The sequence below is a fragment of the Allopontixanthobacter sp. genome (genome assembly GCF_034376665.1).
GTDB lineage: Bacteria > Pseudomonadota > Alphaproteobacteria > Sphingomonadales > Sphingomonadaceae > Allopontixanthobacter.
The window spans coordinates 1-17,758 of sequence record NZ_JAXMJI010000046.1; the positions used below are offsets into that span (position 1 = coordinate 1).

14 protein-coding genes are annotated in these 17,758 nt (G+C 62.4%); 5 read left to right on the forward strand and 9 right to left on the reverse strand.

Going from position 1 to position 17,758, the window contains the following annotated elements; translation table 11 throughout:
* On the reverse strand, positions 1–229 hold a 229-nt coding region (locus U0988_RS04615), incomplete at its 3' end, for a hypothetical protein (RefSeq protein WP_322291466.1).
* A gap of 35 nt (positions 230–264) precedes the next feature.
* The gene (locus tag U0988_RS04620) at positions 265–735 is read right to left on the reverse strand and encodes a hypothetical protein (RefSeq protein ID WP_322291467.1); all 471 of its coding nucleotides are present in this window, start codon (positions 733–735) and stop codon (positions 265–267) included.
* 83 nt (positions 736–818) lie between these two features.
* On the opposite strand from U0988_RS04620, the gene polA reads away from it, so the two are divergent.
* Genes polA through U0988_RS04635 form a run of 3 tightly spaced genes read left to right on the forward strand, consistent with a single transcriptional unit; the run spans position 819 to position 6,087 of the window.
* The gene (gene polA, locus U0988_RS04625; RefSeq protein ID WP_322291468.1) at positions 819–3,668 is read left to right on the forward strand and encodes a DNA polymerase I; all 2,850 of its coding nucleotides are present in this window, start codon (positions 819–821) and stop codon (positions 3,666–3,668) included.
* A gap of 20 nt (positions 3,669–3,688) precedes the next feature.
* Positions 3,689–4,957 carry a sensor histidine kinase gene (locus U0988_RS04630; RefSeq protein ID WP_322291469.1) on the forward strand — a complete coding sequence of 423 codons (1,269 nt, stop codon included), beginning with the start codon at positions 3,689–3,691 and terminating at the stop codon, positions 4,955–4,957.
* Positions 4,958–5,004: 47 nt separating this feature from the next.
* Entirely contained in the window at positions 5,005–6,087 is a 1,083-nt protein-coding gene (locus U0988_RS04635; protein WP_322291470.1) for a mechanosensitive ion channel family protein, read from the forward strand.
* A 25-nt stretch (positions 6,088–6,112) separates the two neighbouring features.
* On the opposite strand, the gene U0988_RS04640 is transcribed toward U0988_RS04635, so the two are convergent.
* Positions 6,113–8,419, reverse strand: coding sequence for a CDC48 family AAA ATPase (locus U0988_RS04640; protein ID WP_322291471.1), 2,307 nt, complete (start codon positions 8,417–8,419; stop codon positions 6,113–6,115).
* A gap of 587 nt (positions 8,420–9,006) precedes the next feature.
* On the opposite strand from U0988_RS04640, the gene U0988_RS04645 reads away from it, so the two are divergent.
* A complete protein-coding gene (locus U0988_RS04645; RefSeq protein WP_322291472.1) occupies positions 9,007–9,714 on the forward strand; it encodes a CoA transferase subunit A in 708 nt (235 codons plus the stop codon).
* Between the two features lie 63 nt (positions 9,715–9,777).
* Positions 9,778–10,413 (forward strand): CoA transferase subunit B, encoded by a 636-nt coding sequence (locus tag U0988_RS04650; RefSeq protein ID WP_322291473.1) that lies wholly within the window; start codon positions 9,778–9,780, stop codon positions 10,411–10,413.
* Between the two features lie 45 nt (positions 10,414–10,458).
* Here U0988_RS04650 and metK read toward each other — a convergent pair whose 3' ends face one another.
* The 6 genes from metK to hisS form a co-directional block, all read right to left on the reverse strand.
* Complete coding sequence (metK, locus tag U0988_RS04655) at positions 10,459–11,679, reverse strand: methionine adenosyltransferase (protein ID WP_322291474.1); 1,221 nt, start codon at positions 11,677–11,679, stop codon at positions 10,459–10,461.
* A gap of 58 nt (positions 11,680–11,737) precedes the next feature.
* Positions 11,738–13,348, reverse strand: coding sequence for an apolipoprotein N-acyltransferase (gene lnt, locus U0988_RS04660; RefSeq protein WP_416172363.1), 1,611 nt, complete (start codon positions 13,346–13,348; stop codon positions 11,738–11,740).
* A gap of 44 nt (positions 13,349–13,392) precedes the next feature.
* Positions 13,393–14,262 carry a DUF4167 domain-containing protein gene (locus U0988_RS04665; protein ID WP_322291475.1) on the reverse strand — a complete coding sequence of 290 codons (870 nt, stop codon included), beginning with the start codon at positions 14,260–14,262 and terminating at the stop codon, positions 13,393–13,395.
* Between the two features lie 234 nt (positions 14,263–14,496).
* Complete coding sequence (gene prmC, locus U0988_RS04670) at positions 14,497–15,324, reverse strand: peptide chain release factor N(5)-glutamine methyltransferase (protein ID WP_322291476.1); 828 nt, start codon at positions 15,322–15,324, stop codon at positions 14,497–14,499.
* Between the two features lie 4 nt (positions 15,325–15,328).
* Positions 15,329–16,402, reverse strand: a complete 1,074-nt coding sequence (gene prfA, locus U0988_RS04675; protein ID WP_322291477.1) for a peptide chain release factor 1 — start codon at positions 16,400–16,402, stop codon at positions 15,329–15,331.
* A complete protein-coding gene (hisS, locus tag U0988_RS04680) occupies positions 16,399–17,730 on the reverse strand; it encodes a histidine--tRNA ligase (RefSeq protein ID WP_322291478.1) in 1,332 nt (443 codons plus the stop codon). The genes prfA and hisS overlap by 4 nt, the downstream gene beginning before the upstream one ends.
* Positions 17,731–17,758: the final 28 nt, after the last annotated feature.

Consider the following 17,758-nt stretch of genomic DNA (forward strand, 5'->3'; position numbering starts at 1 on the left):
CGGTTTCGTTCTGCGTGGCGGATTCCGCGTCTGCAGCAGCTTCGTCGGTCGCAACTGCAACGTCTTCAGCAGCGCCTTCGACGGCTTCGCAGGCGGCTTCAACATTTGCTTCCGCATCGGCCATGGCCGAATCAGCAGCAGCTTCGGTGGTTTCCTGAGTGCCTTCCGAGCAAGCGGCGAGGGTCAGGGCAGCGCCAGCAGCGGCTGCAGCAAGTACGAACTTACGCATAACAAAATTCCTTCGTAAAGATTGCAGTCCGAGAATTACTCAGCTGCTGGAGCTTCGACGGCTTCTTCTGCAGTTTCTGCAGCCGCATCGGCAGTTGCTTCGGCCGTATCGGCGGTCGCATCAGCAGCAGCGTCAACGTCGGCAGCAGCCGCATCAACGGATTCGCCAGCAGCTTCCATGTTTGCTTCGGCATCAGCCATTGCGGAATCGGCTTCTGCTTCAGGAGCAGCTTCCGAACAAGCTACGAGGGTCAGGGCGGCGCCGGCAGCTGCGGCAGCAAGTACGAACTTACGCATGTAGAAATTCCTTAAACAGCGAGTGATGTCGCACGCCCCTTCGGGGTCATGCGTGAGGTCGTCAAAAAATTGGCGACTTCCGGGTGCTGAATAATGGCGATAATGTGACGGCGCAAGCGGATTTGCACTTTTTCGCCACTTTTCTGCCTCAATTTCGCCAAGATTGGCCGGTTTTAGCCATTTAGGTTGTGCCGATGCTGTGGAAAACATCCGCCGACCATCCGCAGGAACCTGCCTTCCGGTTGTGATAATGCAGGCTGACCTTGCCCGAATCCGCTGCTAACAGCGACACCATGTCCGAAAAACAGCATCTGTATCTGGTCGACGGGTCCGCCTATATTTTCCGCGCCTATCATCGTCTGCCTCCGCTGACCAATCCCGCAGGTGTTCCGGTGGGCGCGGTGTACGGATACACCACGATGCTGTGGAAGCTGGCAACCGATCTCGACAAGGCTGTCGGACCCACTCATCTGGCGGTCATTCTCGACAAGTCGAGCCAGACATTCCGCAACGAAATCTACCCCCAATACAAAGCCAACCGGCCGCCGCCGCCGGAAGATCTGGTGCCGCAATTCCCGCTGATCCGCGATGCCACCCGCGCATTCAGCCTGGCGTGTATCGAGGAAGAAGGTCTGGAGGCCGACGATCTTATCGCATCCTATGCCCGGTCGGCGACATTGCGCGGATGGGACGTGACGATCGTCTCCTCCGACAAGGATCTGATGCAGCTGGTCGGCGACCGGGACGGAGATATCGGCGCGATCGACATGCTCGACACGATGAAGAATTCCCGCATCGGCATCGCCGAGGTGGAGGAGAAATTCGGCGTCCTTCCCGCGCTGGTCGGCGATGTCCTGGCGCTGATGGGCGATTCGGTGGACAACATCCCGGGCGTTTACGGTGTCGGCCCCAAAACCGCGACCAAGCTGATACAGGAACACGGCAGTCTGACCGGCGCGCTGGACGCTGCGATGGCGATGAAGACTTCGAAGCTGAGGGAGCGCTTGCTCGAACATCGAGCGATGGCCGAGCTTAGCCGGGTTCTGGTGACGCTGAAGGAAGATTGCGATCTGCCGGTTCCGATCGAGGATTTCGCGCTGGCCGGCGTGCCGCCGGAGCCGCTGACGGAATTTCTCCAGACGCATGGGTTTACCAGCCTGTTGCGGCGTCTCGATGCCGGCCGGGGCAGTCCGGGCCGGACCAACGATCTCAATCCTGCCAAGCAGATAAACGCTTCAGCCAGTGGCGCGGTTGGTGCGGATCGCGGTAGCCGGCAGCAGCTACCCGATATGCCCGCCGTCGATCGGAGTGCCTATGTCTGCGTGCAGGACATGATCACCCTGCAGCAGTGGATCGACCGCGCGATGGCGCTGCGATTGGTGGCGATCGATACCGAAACCAGCGCATTGGATGCGATGCAGGCCGATCTCGTCGGGATCAGCCTCGGCCTTGGTGCCAACGATGCCTGCTACATTCCCTTCGCGCATGGCGGGCACGATCTGCTGTCCGATACGCCGCAGCAGGTCGGCCGCGATGAAGCGCTGGCTGCGCTGAAACCGCTGCTGGAAAGCGAGGCCGTGATCAAGGTCGGCCAGAACATCAAATACGATCTCAATATCCTCGCCCGCTACGGGGCAAGTGTCTCTCCGATCGACGACACCATGGTTATCAGTTTCAATCTCGACGCGGGCCGATCGATGGACGGGATCGGCGGCGGCCACGGCATGGATGAACTGTCCCAGCGCCATCTCGGCCACACGACGCTCACATTCAAGGACATCTGCGGTTCGGGGAAAAAACTGATCCCGTTCGGTCAGGTTCCGCTGGACCGCGCCACCGAATATGCCGCCGAAGATGCGGATGTCACCTGGCGGCTGTACCAGCATCTGAGGCCGCGGCTGGCGATCGAAGGCGGCACGCAGGTTTACGAGCGCGTCGACCGGCCCCTGATCCAGGTGGTCGCCGGAATGGAACGCGAAGGGGTGAAAGTCGACCGGGCCAGCCTCGCGAAACTGTCCGAGGAATTCGCGATCGAAATCGGCAAGCTGGAACAGGAAATACATACACTGGCGGGCCGTGAGTTCACCATCGGCAGTCCCAGGCAACTGGGCGACGTGCTGTTCGACACGCTGGGCTACAAGGGCGGGCGCAAAGGCAAATCCGGCCAGTATTCGACCGATCAGGCGATCCTGGAAAAGCTCGCCGACCAGGGCGCGCCGATAGCAAACAAGGTGCTCGAATACCGGCAGCTGTCCAAGCTGAAGTCGACCTATACCGACGCGCTGCAGGCGGCGATCAATCCGCGCACCGGCAGGGTCCACACGAGTTATTCGCTTGTCGGGGCGCAGACCGGGCGTCTGTCCTCGACCGATCCCAATCTGCAGAATATCCCCATCCGCACCGCGATCGGGCGGCAAATCCGCGAGAGCTTCGTTGCGGAACCGGGGAATGTGCTGCTGGCCGCCGACTACAGCCAGATCGAACTCCGGCTGGCCGCGCACATGGCCGATGTGCCGACCCTGAAGGAAGCCTTCGCCGAAGGTCAGGACATCCACGCCCGCACCGCGCTGGAGATGTTCGGCACGGTCGACCGGGATACGCGGGCACAGGCCAAGACGATCAATTTCGCGATCCTTTACGGTATCTCGCGCTGGGGCCTGGCCGGACGTTTGGGCGTCGAAGCCGACGAAGCGCAGGCGATGATTGACACCTATTTCCAGAGATTTCCCGGCATCCAACGCTATATCGTCATGACCCTGGAGAGCGTGCGGGAACGCGGCTACTCCGAAACCCTGTTCGGCCGCAAGACCTGGTTCCCACGGATCAATTCGAAAAATCCGAACGAGCGGCAGGGCAGCGAACGTGCCGCCATCAACGCACCGATACAGGGCACGAGCGCCGATATCATCAAGCGTGCCATGGCCCGAATGCTTCCAGCCCTGCGCAAGGAAGGTCTCGGAAATGTCCGGATGCTGCTGCAGGTTCACGATGAACTGGTGTTCGAACTGCCTGAAAGCCAGGTAGAAGCGGCCAGGCCGGTGATCGAGGCGGTGATGGCCGGAGCGGCGCTTCCGGCAGTCCAACTGGATGTTCCACTGGGCATCGAGATGGGCAGCGGAGTTAGCTGGGGAGCGGCGCACTGACCCCCGAGCCGGCACCTACGATGTTCGGGTTGGGCAGCAGGAATTCCGCGCGCTGGTCCAATTTCGCGCTCCTCGGCATCATTGGTTTCGCGATGATCGCGGGCATGCTGCTCGTGTTCGAGACGATCGCTGCCGAGCGGGCAGAGCGCGAGCAGGTCCGCGCGACCAACGAGGTTTTGACCGAATTGCGCAATGTCGGCAATGTCGCGCTTAATGCCGAGACCGGCCAGCGCGGTTATCTGATCACGCTGGACCGCCGCTATCTGGAACCATACGAGACCGGGCGGCAGCAATACCAGCAAGCGCTTGACCGGCTGCGCCGCGCGGTGGGACCGGACGCTTCCGCACGCCAGCTCCAGCTACTCGACCGAATTGAAAACCTCACCCTGATCAAGTTTTCGGAAATGGACGAAAGCGTAGCCCTGCTGCGCGATGGCGAGCTGCTCGACGCCCGAACCAAATTGCTCAGCGACGAAGGCCAGGAAGCCATGGTTCGCCTGCGCCATGCGATTCGTGAAATGGAGCAGATCGAGGGCAATTCGCTGGACCGGGCCGGGGCCGAAACGGCTCGCGCAGAAGGCCGTGTACTGCCCTTGCTTTCGGTCGTCATGGCGCTGCTGCTGGTGTCCCTGTTCCTGGGCTATCACCTGGTCATCCAGACTGCCCGGGCAGAAGCGCGCGCCGAACAGTCGACCGCGCTGGCCGAGGCAAGGGACCGTGCCGATTTGCTTGCTCACGAACTCAACCACCGGGTCAAGAACCTGTTCGCTGTAATACTGGCCATCGTCAGCATGAGTGCCCGCGACGAACCCGAGGCGAAGCCGATGATCGAACGGATCAGCAACCGGATCCGTGCCCTGCTGACCGCACATGAAGTAACCCAGGGCACCGAAGATCAGCCGCCCGCCTCGCTCCGCAATCTGGTCGAGACCACTCTGGCACCGTATCGTTCGGAAACACTTCGGGCAGAGGTCGACGGGCCGGAAACCTTGCTGCCGTCCAAACACATCACCCCGCTCGGTCTCGTCCTGCATGAACTGACCACCAACGCCGTTAAATACGGTGCCTGGGCCAGCGGGGGGATGCTGGCGGTGCGATGGGAGGTCGCCCGGCAAAAGCTGAACATAAGCTGGAAGGAGACTTGCGAAATGAGCGACGGCGAGCCGGAGCGCCAGGGCTTCGGCAGCATGCTGATGAACAGTGCCGCACGCCAGCTTGGCGGGACGATCGACCGGAGCTTTACCGCTGGCGGAGTAGCGGTGCTGATCGTGATCCCGCTGGAGGAGTAGACAGGGTAGCCTTGTAACCGGTGCGATCTCCCCATAGTGAAGCCGTCATGTTCGACGAATATCTGCCGAAAAATCTGGAATTCTCATGGGAACAGGCGGCAACGACCGCGATTGCGCTGGCGGTCGTGCTGCTTGCTGCCCTGGTCCTGCACCGGATCGTGTTCGCCATACTGCGGCGCATTGCATCGATGTCGTCCACCCCGGTCGACGGAATGGTTTTCGAACGACTGCACAAGCCGCTCCGGTGGTCCTTCATTGCCATCGCCATATCCGTTCTGGCGGCAAGGGACGAGGATATCGCCTTCGTCTGGAGCACGGTTTCGGGATTCGTGATCCCGGCCCTGCTCGGCTGGGTGACCCTGTCGATTGCGAAGGCGTTTACCGATGCACTGGAATACCGCACCGAAATATCGGTCGATCCGGTCGCGGCCCGCAGCCGAAGGACGCGCATCGCGATCCTGTCGCGCACCGCAACCTTCGCCATCGTCCTGATCACCACTGGCCTGATGCTGTTCAGCATCCCTGCGGTGAAGGAAGTCGGCGTGACGCTGATGGCATCGGCGGGCCTCGCCGCACTGGCGCTGGGTGCGGCGGCCCAACCGACGCTCAAATCGCTGATCGCCGGCCTGCAGATGGCCATCACGGAACCGCTGCGGCTGGGCGATCTGGTGGTTGTCGACGGCCATACCGGGCGGGTCGAGGAAATCCGCATGAGCTTCGTGATCGTGCGCACATGGGATGAACGCGCGGTCGTGGTGCCCACTTCCAGCTTCCTCGACCAGAGTTTCGAAAACTGGTCCCGCAAGAACGAGATGCTGACCGGCCCGGTCTATCTGCACCTCGACCCCGCCACCGATGTGGAGCCGGTCCGCAAGGAATTCGAACGGTTCCTGCACGCCCACGAGTTGTGGGACCGGCGCACCGGAGTCATGCTGATGACCGAAGCGCATCCGGAAAGTATCGAATTGCGGCTTGCCGTCAGTTCGCGCACGATCGGCGACCTGTTCACCCTGCGCTGCGATCTGCGCGAACATATGATCGCCTGGTTGCGCAAGGAAATGCCCGATGCGCTGATCCGCCACCGCCTGGAGGTGGAGGCGGCGAACCAGCGGACCATGCAACGCAAATAGCTGCGGGTAGCCTCAAAGCGGCACGTTAATCGTGCTTGCGATCCCGGCTCGGTTCGACCTGGCCTTCGTGCAGGAAACCGATGGGCTGGACTTCGGCGGCGCGTGATTTCAACTCCCCGCGCATTTTCTTGTACTCTTCCTCCATCTTGACGGTCACCGTGGCGCGCGAATCCTTCAGCGCCTCGGTGAAATCGGCGGCGGTGACAGTCTCGACTTCGCCTCCCGCGCGGCGCAAAGCATTGAGCCCGGCGCGCCGGACCACATCCTCCAGGTCTGCCCCCGTAAACCGGTCGGTGCCGCCCGCGACCTGAGCAAGTTTCACATCCTCCGCCAACGGCATGTCGCGCGTGTGGATCTTGAGAATATGCTCCCGGCCGACGCGATCGGGGGTGCCGACATAGACCAGTTCGTCGAACCGGCCCGGGCGTAGCAGCGCGGGATCGACCAGGTTCGGCCGGTTGGTGGCGCCGATGACCACCACCGATTGCAATTCCTCCAGCCCGTCCATCTCTGCCAGGATCGTGTTGACCACCCGGCCGGTCACCTGCGGTTCGCCTTGCCCGCTGCCGCGCGCAGGGACCAGGCTGTCGATCTCGTCGATGAAGATCACACAGGGTGCGACGGCCCGTGCGCGGGCGAACATCTTCGCGATCTGCTGTTCGCTTTCGCCGTACCATTTGGAGAGAAGGTCGGAGCTTTTCATCGAAATGAAATTGGCCTCGGCTTCCTTGGCAACCGCCTTCGCCAGCAGCGTCTTGCCTGTTCCCGGCGGCCCGTACAGCAGGAATCCCTTGGCCGCGCGGATGCCGAGACGGCGAAAGGCCTCGGCATTCTTCAGCGGCAGTTCGATGCCTTCCTTCAATTTCTCGATAGATTCGTCGATCCCCCCGATATCGCTCCAGCCGACATGGGGCACCTGCACCATGACTTCGCGCATGGCGGAGGGCTGGATGCGTTTTAGCGCCGAGAGGAAATCCTCCCGCGTGACGCTTAATTCTTCCAGCACTTCGGGCGGAATGGTTCGTTCATCCAGATCGATCTTGTGCATGATCCCGCGGACCGCATCGATCGCCGCCTCGCGGGCCAGCGCGGCCAGATCGGCCCCGACGAAACCGTGGGTTACCCGCGCCAGTTCGTGAAGGTCCACTCTGTCGCCCAGCGGCATTCCGCGGGTATGGATCGACAGGATTTCGCGGCGACCCTTTTCGTCCGGAACCCCGATCACGATCTCGCGGTCGAAGCGGCCCGGACGGCGAAGCGCCTCGTCGATTGCATCGGGGCGGTTGGTGGCCGCAATCACCACCAGATTGCTGCGCGCTTCCAGCCCGTCCATCAGCGTCAGCAATTGGGAAACCAGCCGCTTTTCCGCCTCCCCGTGCACCTGAGTGCGCTTGGGGGCGATCGAATCGATTTCGTCGATGAAGATGATCGCGGGCGCCGCGCGCGTCGCTTCCTCGAAAACTTCGCGCAGCTTCTTCTCGCTCTCGCCATAGGCGGAGCCCATGATTTCCGGGCCGTTGATGGTAAAGAATTCGGCGTCGCTCTCGTTCGCAACCGCCTGCGCCAGCCGGGTCTTGCCAGTCCCCGGCGGTCCGTGCAGCAGCACACCCTTGGGCGGATCGACCCCCAGCCGGGTGAACAATTCGGGATAGCGCAGCGGCAATTCGACCATCTCGCGCAATTGCTCGATGGTCTCGCCCATGCCGCCGACATCGTCGTAATTGACCACGGCGCGGCCGTCGCGCGGCTCCTCGAATTCGGCGCGAAGCTCGACCTCGGTGTTCTCGTCGATATGGACGATACCCTTGGGCGCGGTGGATACCACAGTCAGGCGAATCTGGGTGAGAGCATAGGCCGGCGTGTTGAACATCCGGCGCACTTCGGGCGGCATATTCTGCACCGGCTGCTGGCCGGTCGTCGCCACCAGATCGCCTGCCACCACGGGCTTGCGGAAGAAATTGCGCTTCAGGGCCTGGGTGGGGCCCTGGAGCCGCATTTCCCGCTGTGCGGGGGCGAACACGACCCGGGTGGCCGGACGCGTTTCGGCGAGTGTAATCACCACGTGTTCGCCCGAACCGACCTCGGCATTACCGCGCTGCAATCCGTCGAGCCGGACGATTTGCAGCGCCTGATCCTCGTCATAGGCGGGCATTGCAATGGCCGGAGTGCTCCGTTTTCCGGTAATCTGGATTACGTCACCTTCGGTAATTCCCAGAGTTTGAAAGGCAGAGCGCGGTAGCCGTGCAATGCCCTGGCCGCTCTCCTCCTGCCGTGCTGCCGCGACCTGAAGCCGGACCCTGGATAGTTCGCTTCCCGCATCAGCTTCGGCCATTGGTTGCTTGCTCCTGAAAAATACGTCCCCGGGATTTCCGCGAAATCCTCTGTTCCCTAGCTAGGAAGCGCGACCCCGTGATGCAAACGCCCAAAAGAGCGAGTGGGTCCGCACTAACCACTTTACGGAGTGATCCGGAGGGAAGTCTGCCCCAGGCAGGCGTTAGCGGCCATGCAGCGCGGCCGGGAGACGCATAAAAAAAGCCCGGCTGTTGCCAGCCGGGCTTTGAAAGTCTTGGGAGAGGATGCCTAAAAGGCACGTTCCTTATGTCCAAGGCGGCAAAATTGTGCAAGTGCGAAAAACTCATCGAATGATGCATAGTTTGCAACTTGCAAATAATTTCCCGATGTTTCAGTGTCATGCCGAACGAAATCTGTCAGTCTGAATGTCCTATGCCGCAGTTGCATATAGACTTATTGTGCAATGCGCCATTAACCCCGCTCTCAGCATCCGCGCGATCACCTATCAGGAGTCCGTCGGGAGTCTGCCAATTTCTTCACCAAATTCGCTTCAGTCAGGAGGGTGACACGGGCCGTCCGCCGCCCTAGAAATCACCCTGAAAATTGATCGTCTACTCAGGAGATACCATGCAAAAGCTATTCCCCGATGCGAAGGCCGCGCTCGAAGGTCTGTTGCGCGACGACATGCTTATTGCATCGGGCGGCTTCGGGCTGTGCGGCATACCCGACCGGCTGCTGGATGCGATTCGCGACAGCGGGGTGAAAGGGCTGACCTTTGCCAGCAACAACGCGGGGATCGACAATGAAGGCATCGGCAAATTGCTGCGCACGCGGCAGGTAAGCAAGATGATCTCGTCCTATGTCGGCGAGAACAAGGAGTTCGAGCGGCAATATCTGGCGGGCGAACTGGAAGTGGAATTCTGCCCGCAAGGCACACTGGCAGAACGGATGCGCGCCGGGGGGGCCGGTATTCCGGGCTTTTACACCAAGACCGGCGTCGGAACGCAGGTGGCGGAGGGCAAGGAAGTGAAGAATTTTCGCGGCGAGGACTATATCCTCGAAGAGGGTATTTTCGCCGACCTCGCCATCGTCAAGGCCTGGAAGGCTGACGAGTCCGGCAATCTGATGTTCCGCAAAACGGCGCGCAATTTCAACCTGCCCGCTGCCACCTGCGGCCGGACCTGCGTGGTGGAGGTGGAAGAAATCGTTCCGACCGGCAGCCTCGACCCGGACTGCATTCATCTGCCCGGAGTCTATGTCCAGCGCATGATCGTGGGCGCACCCTACGACAAAAAAATCGAATTCCGCACCGTCCGGGAACGTGTAGCCGCATAATGCTGCGGCGCCCGGCGGTGTCTGACCCCGTCACCCTCGAACACCAATGAAGGACCCTGATTTATGCCCTGGACCCGTGACGACATGGCGGCCCGCGCGGCGCGCGAACTGAGGGACGGCTTTTACGTCAATCTGGGTATCGGCATTCCGACCCTGGTGGCAAACCACATACCCGAAGGCATCGAAGTAACGCTGCAATCGGAAAACGGGATGCTGGGGATCGGCCCTTTCCCTTATGACGAGGATGTCGATCCCGACCTCATCAATGCAGGCAAGCAGACGATCAGCGAGCTGCCCAGCACCGCCTATTTCGACAGTGCAGCCAGCTTCGCGATGATTCGCGGCGGCCATATCGACCTGACCGTGTTGGGGGCGATGGAAGTCAGCGAGAAGGGCGACATCGCGAACTGGATGATCCCGGGCAAGATGATCAAGGGCATGGGCGGCGCGATGGATCTGGTGGCCGGCGTCAAGAAGATCATCGTGGTGATGGATCACTGCGCCAAGGACGGCAGCCCCAAATTCATCCCCGAATGCACCCTGCCGCTGACGGGCGTGGGCGTGGTCGACATGATCATTACCGATATCGCGGTGTTCCAGCGCCCTGACCATGACAGCCCGTTCAAGCTCGTCGAACTTGCGCCGGGCGTGAGTGCTGATGAGGTGGCCGCCAAGACCACCGCGCATTACCTACCCTAGGCTGCCGCGCTTATCCGGTCAGTCAGGCTGCAACCTGCCGCCGGATCAAGCCACCGCGGCCCTGAGCCGGTCGACCAGGTCAGTGCGCTCCCATGGGAACAGGTCGCCTTCGGCCACTCGGCCGAAGTGGCCATAAGCGGCGGTACGCAGGTAGATCGGCTTGTTCAGACCGAGGTGGGTGCGGATGCCCTTCGGCGTCAGCCTCACCAGTTCGGGAAGGATTGCCTCGAGCCGGCTTTCCTCGACCGTGCCGGTGCCGTGCAGGTCGACATAGATCGACAACGGCTCGGCCACGCCGATCGCGTAGCTCAATTGGATCGTGCAGCGGCGCGCAAGACCGGCGGCGACGATATTCTTTGCCAGGTAGCGGGTGACATAGGCCGCCGAACGATCGACCTTCGTCGGGTCCTTGCCGCTGAAGGCGCCGCCGCCATGCGGGCTCGCGCCGCCATAGGTATCGACGATGATCTTGCGGCCCGTCAGCCCGGCATCCCCGTCCGGGCCGCCGATTTCGAAACAGCCGGTCGGATTGATGTGATAGACGGTGTTTTCCGTCAGGAGTTCGGGGGGCAGGACGTCCGCGATCACGCCTTTGACGTAATCGCGCAGCTCGCCATATTTCGCCGCATCGCCTTCACCCTTGTGGAAATAATAGCCGGGGGCGTGCTGGGTCGAAACAACGATTGCAGTCGCTTCCACCGGGCGCTCGTTGGCATAGCGCAGGGTCACCTGGCTCTTTGCGTCGGGTTCAAGAAACGGCGCCTTGCCGGATTTCCGGTCCCTCGCCATGCGTTCGAGGATCTTGTGGCTGTAATCGAGCGTCGCCGGCATCAGGTCGGGGGTCTCGTCCGAAGCATAACCGAACATGATCCCCTGGTCGCCCGCACCTTCATCCTTGTCGTCACCGGCATCCACGCCTTGCGCGATATGCGCCGATTGGGGGTGCAGGTTGTTTTCGAACCGCAGCGTTTCCCAGTGGAAACCGGTCTGTTCATAACCGATGTTCCGGACTGTTCGGCGCACCGTTGCCTCGACTTCTTCCGCGACACCTTCGGCCCAGTTGCCATCCGTATCCATGATGCCCTTGCCGCGGATTTCGCCGGCCAGAACCACCAGCTGGGTGGTAGTCATGGTCTCGCAAGCAACGCGCGCTTCGGGGTCTTTCGACAGAAACAGGTCAACGATCGCGTCGGAAATCTGGTCGGAAACCTTGTCCGGGTGGCCTTCGGACACACTTTCGGACGTAAACAGATAGGTGTTGCGCATGATACCTCTGCGAATGGGCAAATGTGGATATAAAGAATTCTTTATGTGTCTGCGGGTCCTAGCGCCGTCTCAACCGCGTGGCAACCAGCGATGCGGCAATCGCGGCCAGCGCCCATAGCAGCGGCAGGAGATTGCCCATGCGCGCGAATAATGTCGGCGGATGCGCCGGAGGGACCAGCCCGTCCAGCCGCGCCGCGCGGCCGGTGCCGATATGCGCGCGCACCACGCCCCGAGCATCGATCACCGCGCTGATCCCGGTGGTGGTGGCCCGGAGGACAGGCAGCCCTTCCTCGATCGCGCGCAGCCGCGCCTGGGCCAGATGCTGCGGCGGACCCCAGCTGCCGAACCAGCCATCGTTGGACGGGTTGAAGATATAGTCCGGCCGATTGGCCCGGTCGGCCACCTGGCCCGAAAACACGATTTCGTAACAGATCTGTACGCCCGCCTTTCCCCAGGGTCCCAGCGGCAGCGTTTGCGGCCCGGGACCGGGGAAGAAATCTAGGCTGCCCGCCACCAGCCGCGAGGCACCAAGCGGTTCGAGGATATTCCTTAGCGGCAGGTATTCCCCGCCCGGCACCAGATGCGCTTTGTCGTAACCGCCCACAATAGCACCATCGCTGCCGATGGCGGTAACGGCGTTGCGCGCACCGATGGCCCGGCCATTCTCGATCTCAAGATCGACCGCACCGGTCAGCAGCAGGCTGCCCTGGCCGATCGTTCGTCCGATCCGGTAGCGGGCGAAAGCAGGATCGCCGGCGGCGGTCATCTGGTCGTAATAGCGCTGCGGATAACCATCGCGCAGGTAATCGGGGATGCCGGATTCGGGCCACAGCACCAGACGCCGGGCGGTGTCCTCGCGCCTCACGGTCAAGCCGGCAATCCGCTGGAACTGACTTTCGAATTTCGAACCGTCGTTAAGCTCGTCCTGCGCCAGATTTGGCTGCACCAGCGTAAAAGGCAGCGAGCCTTCCGCGGCCCTGGAGGCAGGCCAGTACATGCCCGCCGCCAGCAGCGCGCCCAGCACTGCCGCGAGTAGCCAGCGCCGTTCGAGCAACACCGCCAGCAGGCCGACGCCGAGAAACACGGCAAGGCCGGACAGCGCGTATGTTCCCATCCACGGCAGCAAGGCTGCAACGCCCGAGCGATCGAAGGGACCGAGCAGCACCAGGCCAAGCGGATCCCACGCATATCCGGTGAACACCCAGCTGCGCAGCCATTCGGCGATCGTCCAGCATCCGGCAAAACCGGCACCGCCCGCCAGAAAACTCGCGTTCCGCCCCAGCCGGTGGGCAACGCCGCTGGCTAGTGCGGGATAAATGGCCAGATACAGCGCAAGCAGCGGCACCGCAAACCACCCGACCACCGCCGGCATTTCGGCCTGATAGGTGAAGGCGGTGGCGATCCAGTTGTTGGCGAGAGTGAAATGCGCGATGCCGAAGAACCAGCCATACAGGGCTGCATCCCGGGTCGTCGGCGCTGACCGGATCAGCCACGCCAAGGCACCGATCGCGAGCAGCGATACTGGCCACAGGCCTACCGGAGGAAACCCGAGCGCCGCGACCAGCCCGAGAGCCATTGCCGCAAGCCGGGGCCGCGCCAGGATCCGCTGCAGAGTTACGCCAGAAGCGGTCGGCGGCAGCAGGCGGTCAGATCGAAAAATGCTGTCCATGCTGGCGTCCGGCCGCTCAGGCCAAGGCCGCGGCAAGCGCGAAGTCAGACAAGCGTTTCACTGTCGTCGGCGCGCTTGCGGCGAGGCCGGAGGGAAGCTTTCCTGCTTGGCGTCTCGTCGGAAACCTTTCCGATTGCGGGCGGCAACACGGCAATATCGAATTCGCCGGGATTGCTCGCCACCGGCTTGGCAGCCGGTTTGCGCGGTGCCCGTTCGGGCTTCGGCCGCACTTGGGGTGCCGGTGCATCCTCGAAATCGTCCGATGGGTCGTCGTTCTGATCCCGATAGGAGGAACCGCTTCTCGAGCGGCCATTCGCGGGCGGGCGGGCACCATTGGCGCGGTCGCCCCCCCTGTCACTGTAACCTCCGTCGATCTCGCTGCGCTCGTTGCCGGAACGGTCGCGATCGTCGTCGCTTTCCTCGTCGCGCGAATCGTCCTCGTCCTGCCGATAGCGCGAGCGGCGTGGACGGCGGTCATCATCATCGCCGCGCGGGTCCTGAAACTCGTTCGATCGCGGATTGCCCGCTCTCGGCTTATTCCGACCCTCGTTGCGGCCTTCGTTGTCGCCGTCATTCTGGCTGTCGCCCGAGCCATCGTTCTGGTCGTCACGTCCGCCCTTGTCGCCGCGCGGGGCACGCGCTTCGTCTTGGCGAGCCTTGTTGTCGTTGAGGACGCGGAAATAATGGTCGGCAAACTGCAGGTAATACTCTGCCTGGACCCGGTCACCATTATGCTGCGCGTCCTGGGCCAGCTTCTTGTATTTATCGAGCAATTGGGGCGCGTTTCCGCGCGCCCGGCTGTCGATCCGGTTAAGCTGGTTTCCACCACCTCCGCCGCCGCCACCACCGCCTTGCGGGCGATTGGGATTGCGTCCGCGACGGCGGTTACTGTTACTATTACGATTGTTGTTCAAGGAAGTGCATTCCCTCATTCGTGGCCATCGGCGGCAAAACTGCCGGCCCGGCCTTCAGAACTATATGCCGCGCCCACACCAACGCGGGTCGCGGTGCCCCATCTGCATTCACCTCGAGCGATCGTGCCCGGGCTGCCTGACAAATTTTGGAGCTAGACCCAGCGGGAGGCGAACACGCCGCAAACCGCTGGTCTTGGGACAGAGGTAGCCATTGCAGGGCGCTTTGCCAAGCCCTTATTGCAAAACCAGCGCGCGCGGCCTGTGGGCAATATCCCGGCAAAGCGTGACATCGAAGCCGTTTGCGCGGGCCAGACCGGTCACCTGATCCGCTTGCTGCGCCCCGATCTCGAAGATTGCCGATCCACCGGGCACCAATAAATCGCGCAGCTGCGGGATCAGGATCCGGTAGTCATCCAGCCCGTCCTCCCCGGCGAACAGCGCCGCCGCCGGTTCGAAATCGCGCACCGAAGGCGCCAGATCCGCTCCGCTTTCCACATAGGGCGGATTGGCGATGACCAGTGCGAATTGTCCGAGATCGCCGCTCCAGCCCGCGGCCCGCCAGTCGCGGTCGAGCAGACGGGCGCGCTCCGCCAGCCCCAGACGGGCGGCGTTCGCCCCGGCGACTTCGAGCGCCCTGGGCGAGTTGTCGATTCCAACCCCCTTCAATTCGCTGCGCTCCGCAAGCATCGTCAGCAGCAGCGCGCCCGAGCCGGTGCCGCAATCGAGCACCCGGCCTGGCCCCTGCACCATGCCCAGAGCCGCCTCGATCAGGATTTCGCTGTCACCGCGCGGGATCAGCACATCGCGCGTTACAATAAAGCTGCGTCCGAAAAAATCCTGATGACCCAGGATATGCGCGATGGGTTCATGGCCTGCCCGGCGGCGGATGAGGTCCGCAAAGGAGGGCGGAACGGCGTCGCCCGAATGCCGCAGCAGCAATTCGGAGCGCGAGACTCCCAGCGCCTCCGCCATCAGCAATTCCGCATCGAGCCGGGCGGTGTCGCTGGTCCGGGACAATCGCTCCGCAGCCGCGCGGATGGCAGCGGCGACAGTCTCCGCCATTATCTCAGTCTCGGCTATCGAGCGAGGCGAGGCGCTTGGCCTCATCCTCGGCGCTCAGCGCGTCGACCAGTTCGCCCAGCCCCGGCCCGGCCAGCACTTCATCGAGCTTGTGCAGCGTCAGTCCGATCCGGTGATCGGTGACGCGGCCCTGCGGGAAATTATAGGTGCGGATGCGTTCGGACCGGTCGCCGCTACCGACCATCGCCTTGCGCGCTTCGGCCTCTGCGCCGTGCGCTTCGGCGCGTTTGAGATCGTAGAGGCGCGTGCGCAGCACCTGCATCGCCTTGTCCTTGTTCTTGTGCTGGCTGCGCTGGTCCTGCTGGATCACCACCAGGCCGGTGGGGATATGCGTCAGCCGCACGGCGCTGTCGGTGGTGTTGACATGCTGGCCGCCGGCGCCGCTGGCGCGGTAGATATCGATTTTGAGGTCGTTCGGATCGATCTGGACATCGACCTCGTCCGGTTCCGGAAGGACGGCAACAGTCGCGGCCGAGGTGTGAATCCGGCCGCCGCTTTCGGTCACCGGCACCCGCTGCACGCGGTGGACCCCGCTTTCGAATTTCAGCTTGGCGAACACGCCCGTGCCGCGGATGTTGGCGACCACTTCCTTGAAGCCCCCGACATCGGACGCGCTGAGGCTGACGGTTTCGACCTTCCAGCCCTGTTCGGCGGCGTATTTCTCATACATCCGGAACAAATCGGCGGCGAACAGGCCCGCTTCGTCGCCGCCGGTCCCGGCGCGGATTTCCAGCATGGCAGGCCGCGCATCGGCGCTGTCGCGTGGCAGCATGGCGATGGCTAGCGCACGTTCGGCTTCGGGCAATGCAGCGCGCAGGGCTGCCAGTTCCTCCTCCGCCATTGCCTTCATTTCCGGGTCGTCGGACATTGCCCCGAGTTCCGCGATCTCGAGCCGCATGTCGCGGATCTCGTTTGCAATCTTCGCAATCGGCTCAAGCTCCGAATAGTCCCGGCTCGCCTGCACAAAGGCCTCACCCTCCAGCGTCCCTGAAGCCATCCGCGCCTCAAGCTCCGCAAATCGGTTGGTGATGTGGTGCAGACGTTCGGCGGAGATGGTCATCGGCTATGAGGCAATATTCTACCCAACCATTCGTAACGGTCCGAGCTAATTAGTTTCGGTTGTCCAATCTTTTTCATTGCGTCAATTACGGGGACAATTTGGTCGCTTGCCACTTCGTAGTCGCCGAACACTCGAACCTTAATACGAACATCAGCGATCATCGCGGGGTCGCTTGACTCATCAACCAGCACGAAATGCTGCGGTTGGAGCTTATTGGCCTTGTCGAACCGCTTCTTCGACGAACCTGTAGCAACGAGTTCCGCAGAAATCGCAGCTTTACGAAAATTCGCACAAATGCGTTGAGCAAGGACCTTTGTTGCCTCAACCTCTCCCCCCCAAACGACTGCTACAGACGGAGATGCTTCTTCCCGCTCCCCCACCAGCATCGCCAGCCGCTCAATCCCAGCCGCCCAGCCGACCGCAGGAGTTGGCGGTCCGCCGAGGCTTTCCATCAGCCCATCATAGCGCCCGCCGCCCAGCACGGTGCCTTGCGCGCCCAGACGGTCGGTGACGAATTCGAACGCGGTGTGGCGGTAATAATCGAGGCCGCGGACGAGCGCCGAGTTGCGGGTCCATAACACTCCGGCAGCGTCCAGCCCGCTCGTCACCGCCGCGAAGAAATCCTGCGCCTCGGCGCTCAGGAAATCGTCGATCTGCGGCGCGCCCGCAACGAAGGCCTGATCACGGCGGTCCTTGCTGTCGAGAATCCGCAACGGATTCTTCTCGAGCCGCTCCTGCGAATCCTCCGAGAGTTCACCCCGCACATCCCGAAAATATTCCACCAGCGCAGAACGCCACGCCTCGCGGCTGTCCGCATCGCCGAGCGTGTTGAGCTGCAGCGTTACTCCGTCGGCAATGCCCAGTTCCTTGAGCAGTTGGTCCGCCATCGCCAGCAATTCGACATCAGCCTGAGGCTCGCCCGCACCAATGATTTCGGCGTCCAGCTGGTGGAACTGGCGGTAACGGCCTTTCTGCGGGCGTTCGTAGCGGAACAGCGGACCGTGCGTCGCCAGCTTCAGCGGCGCGTGTTGCTGCCAGCCGTTGGTGAGGTAGGCGCGGCATATCCCGGCGGTAAACTCGGGCCTCAGGGTCAGGGATTCGCCGCCGCGATCCTCGAAGGAATACATCTCCTTCGACACCACATCGGTCGTCTCGCCGATCGACCGCGCGAACACTTCGGTCCTTTCGAATACCGGCATTTCGGCGCGGCGGAATCGGTACAGCTTGCGCACCCGTTCGAAGGTTTCGACCACGAAAGCGAAAGCTTCCGCATCGGCGCCGAAAATGTCCTGTGTGCCGCGGATTGCCTGAGGTGTGTTGGTTGCCATGATGTCCGCGCGCTTAAATGGTCCCTGC

What these genes read in the sequence shown, in the direction of transcription:
- U0988_RS04640 (WP_322291471.1), bottom strand. Translation starts at nt 8,419, where the DNA reads ATGGCCGAAGCTGATGCGGGAAGCGAACTATCCAGGGTCCGGCTTCAG.
- U0988_RS04630 (WP_322291469.1), top strand. Translation starts at nt 3,689, where the DNA reads ATGTTCGGGTTGGGCAGCAGGAATTCCGCGCGCTGGTCCAATTTCGCG.
- prfA (WP_322291477.1), bottom strand. Translation starts at nt 16,402, where the DNA reads ATGACCATCTCCGCCGAACGTCTGCACCACATCACCAACCGATTTGCG.
- U0988_RS04650 (WP_322291473.1), top strand. Translation starts at nt 9,778, where the DNA reads ATGCCCTGGACCCGTGACGACATGGCGGCCCGCGCGGCGCGCGAACTG.
- metK (WP_322291474.1), bottom strand. Translation starts at nt 11,679, where the DNA reads ATGCGCAACACCTATCTGTTTACGTCCGAAAGTGTGTCCGAAGGCCAC.
- U0988_RS04635 (WP_322291470.1), top strand. Translation starts at nt 5,005, where the DNA reads ATGTTCGACGAATATCTGCCGAAAAATCTGGAATTCTCATGGGAACAG.
- lnt (WP_416172363.1), bottom strand. Translation starts at nt 13,348, where the DNA reads ATGGACAGCATTTTTCGATCTGACCGCCTGCTGCCGCCGACCGCTTCT.
- hisS (WP_322291478.1), bottom strand. Translation starts at nt 17,730, where the DNA reads ATGGCAACCAACACACCTCAGGCAATCCGCGGCACACAGGACATTTTC.
- U0988_RS04645 (WP_322291472.1), top strand. Translation starts at nt 9,007, where the DNA reads ATGCAAAAGCTATTCCCCGATGCGAAGGCCGCGCTCGAAGGTCTGTTG.
- U0988_RS04620 (WP_322291467.1), bottom strand. Translation starts at nt 735, where the DNA reads ATGTTTTCCACAGCATCGGCACAACCTAAATGGCTAAAACCGGCCAAT.
- prmC (WP_322291476.1), bottom strand. Translation starts at nt 15,324, where the DNA reads ATGGCGGAGACTGTCGCCGCTGCCATCCGCGCGGCTGCGGAGCGATTG.
- polA (WP_322291468.1), top strand. Translation starts at nt 819, where the DNA reads ATGTCCGAAAAACAGCATCTGTATCTGGTCGACGGGTCCGCCTATATT.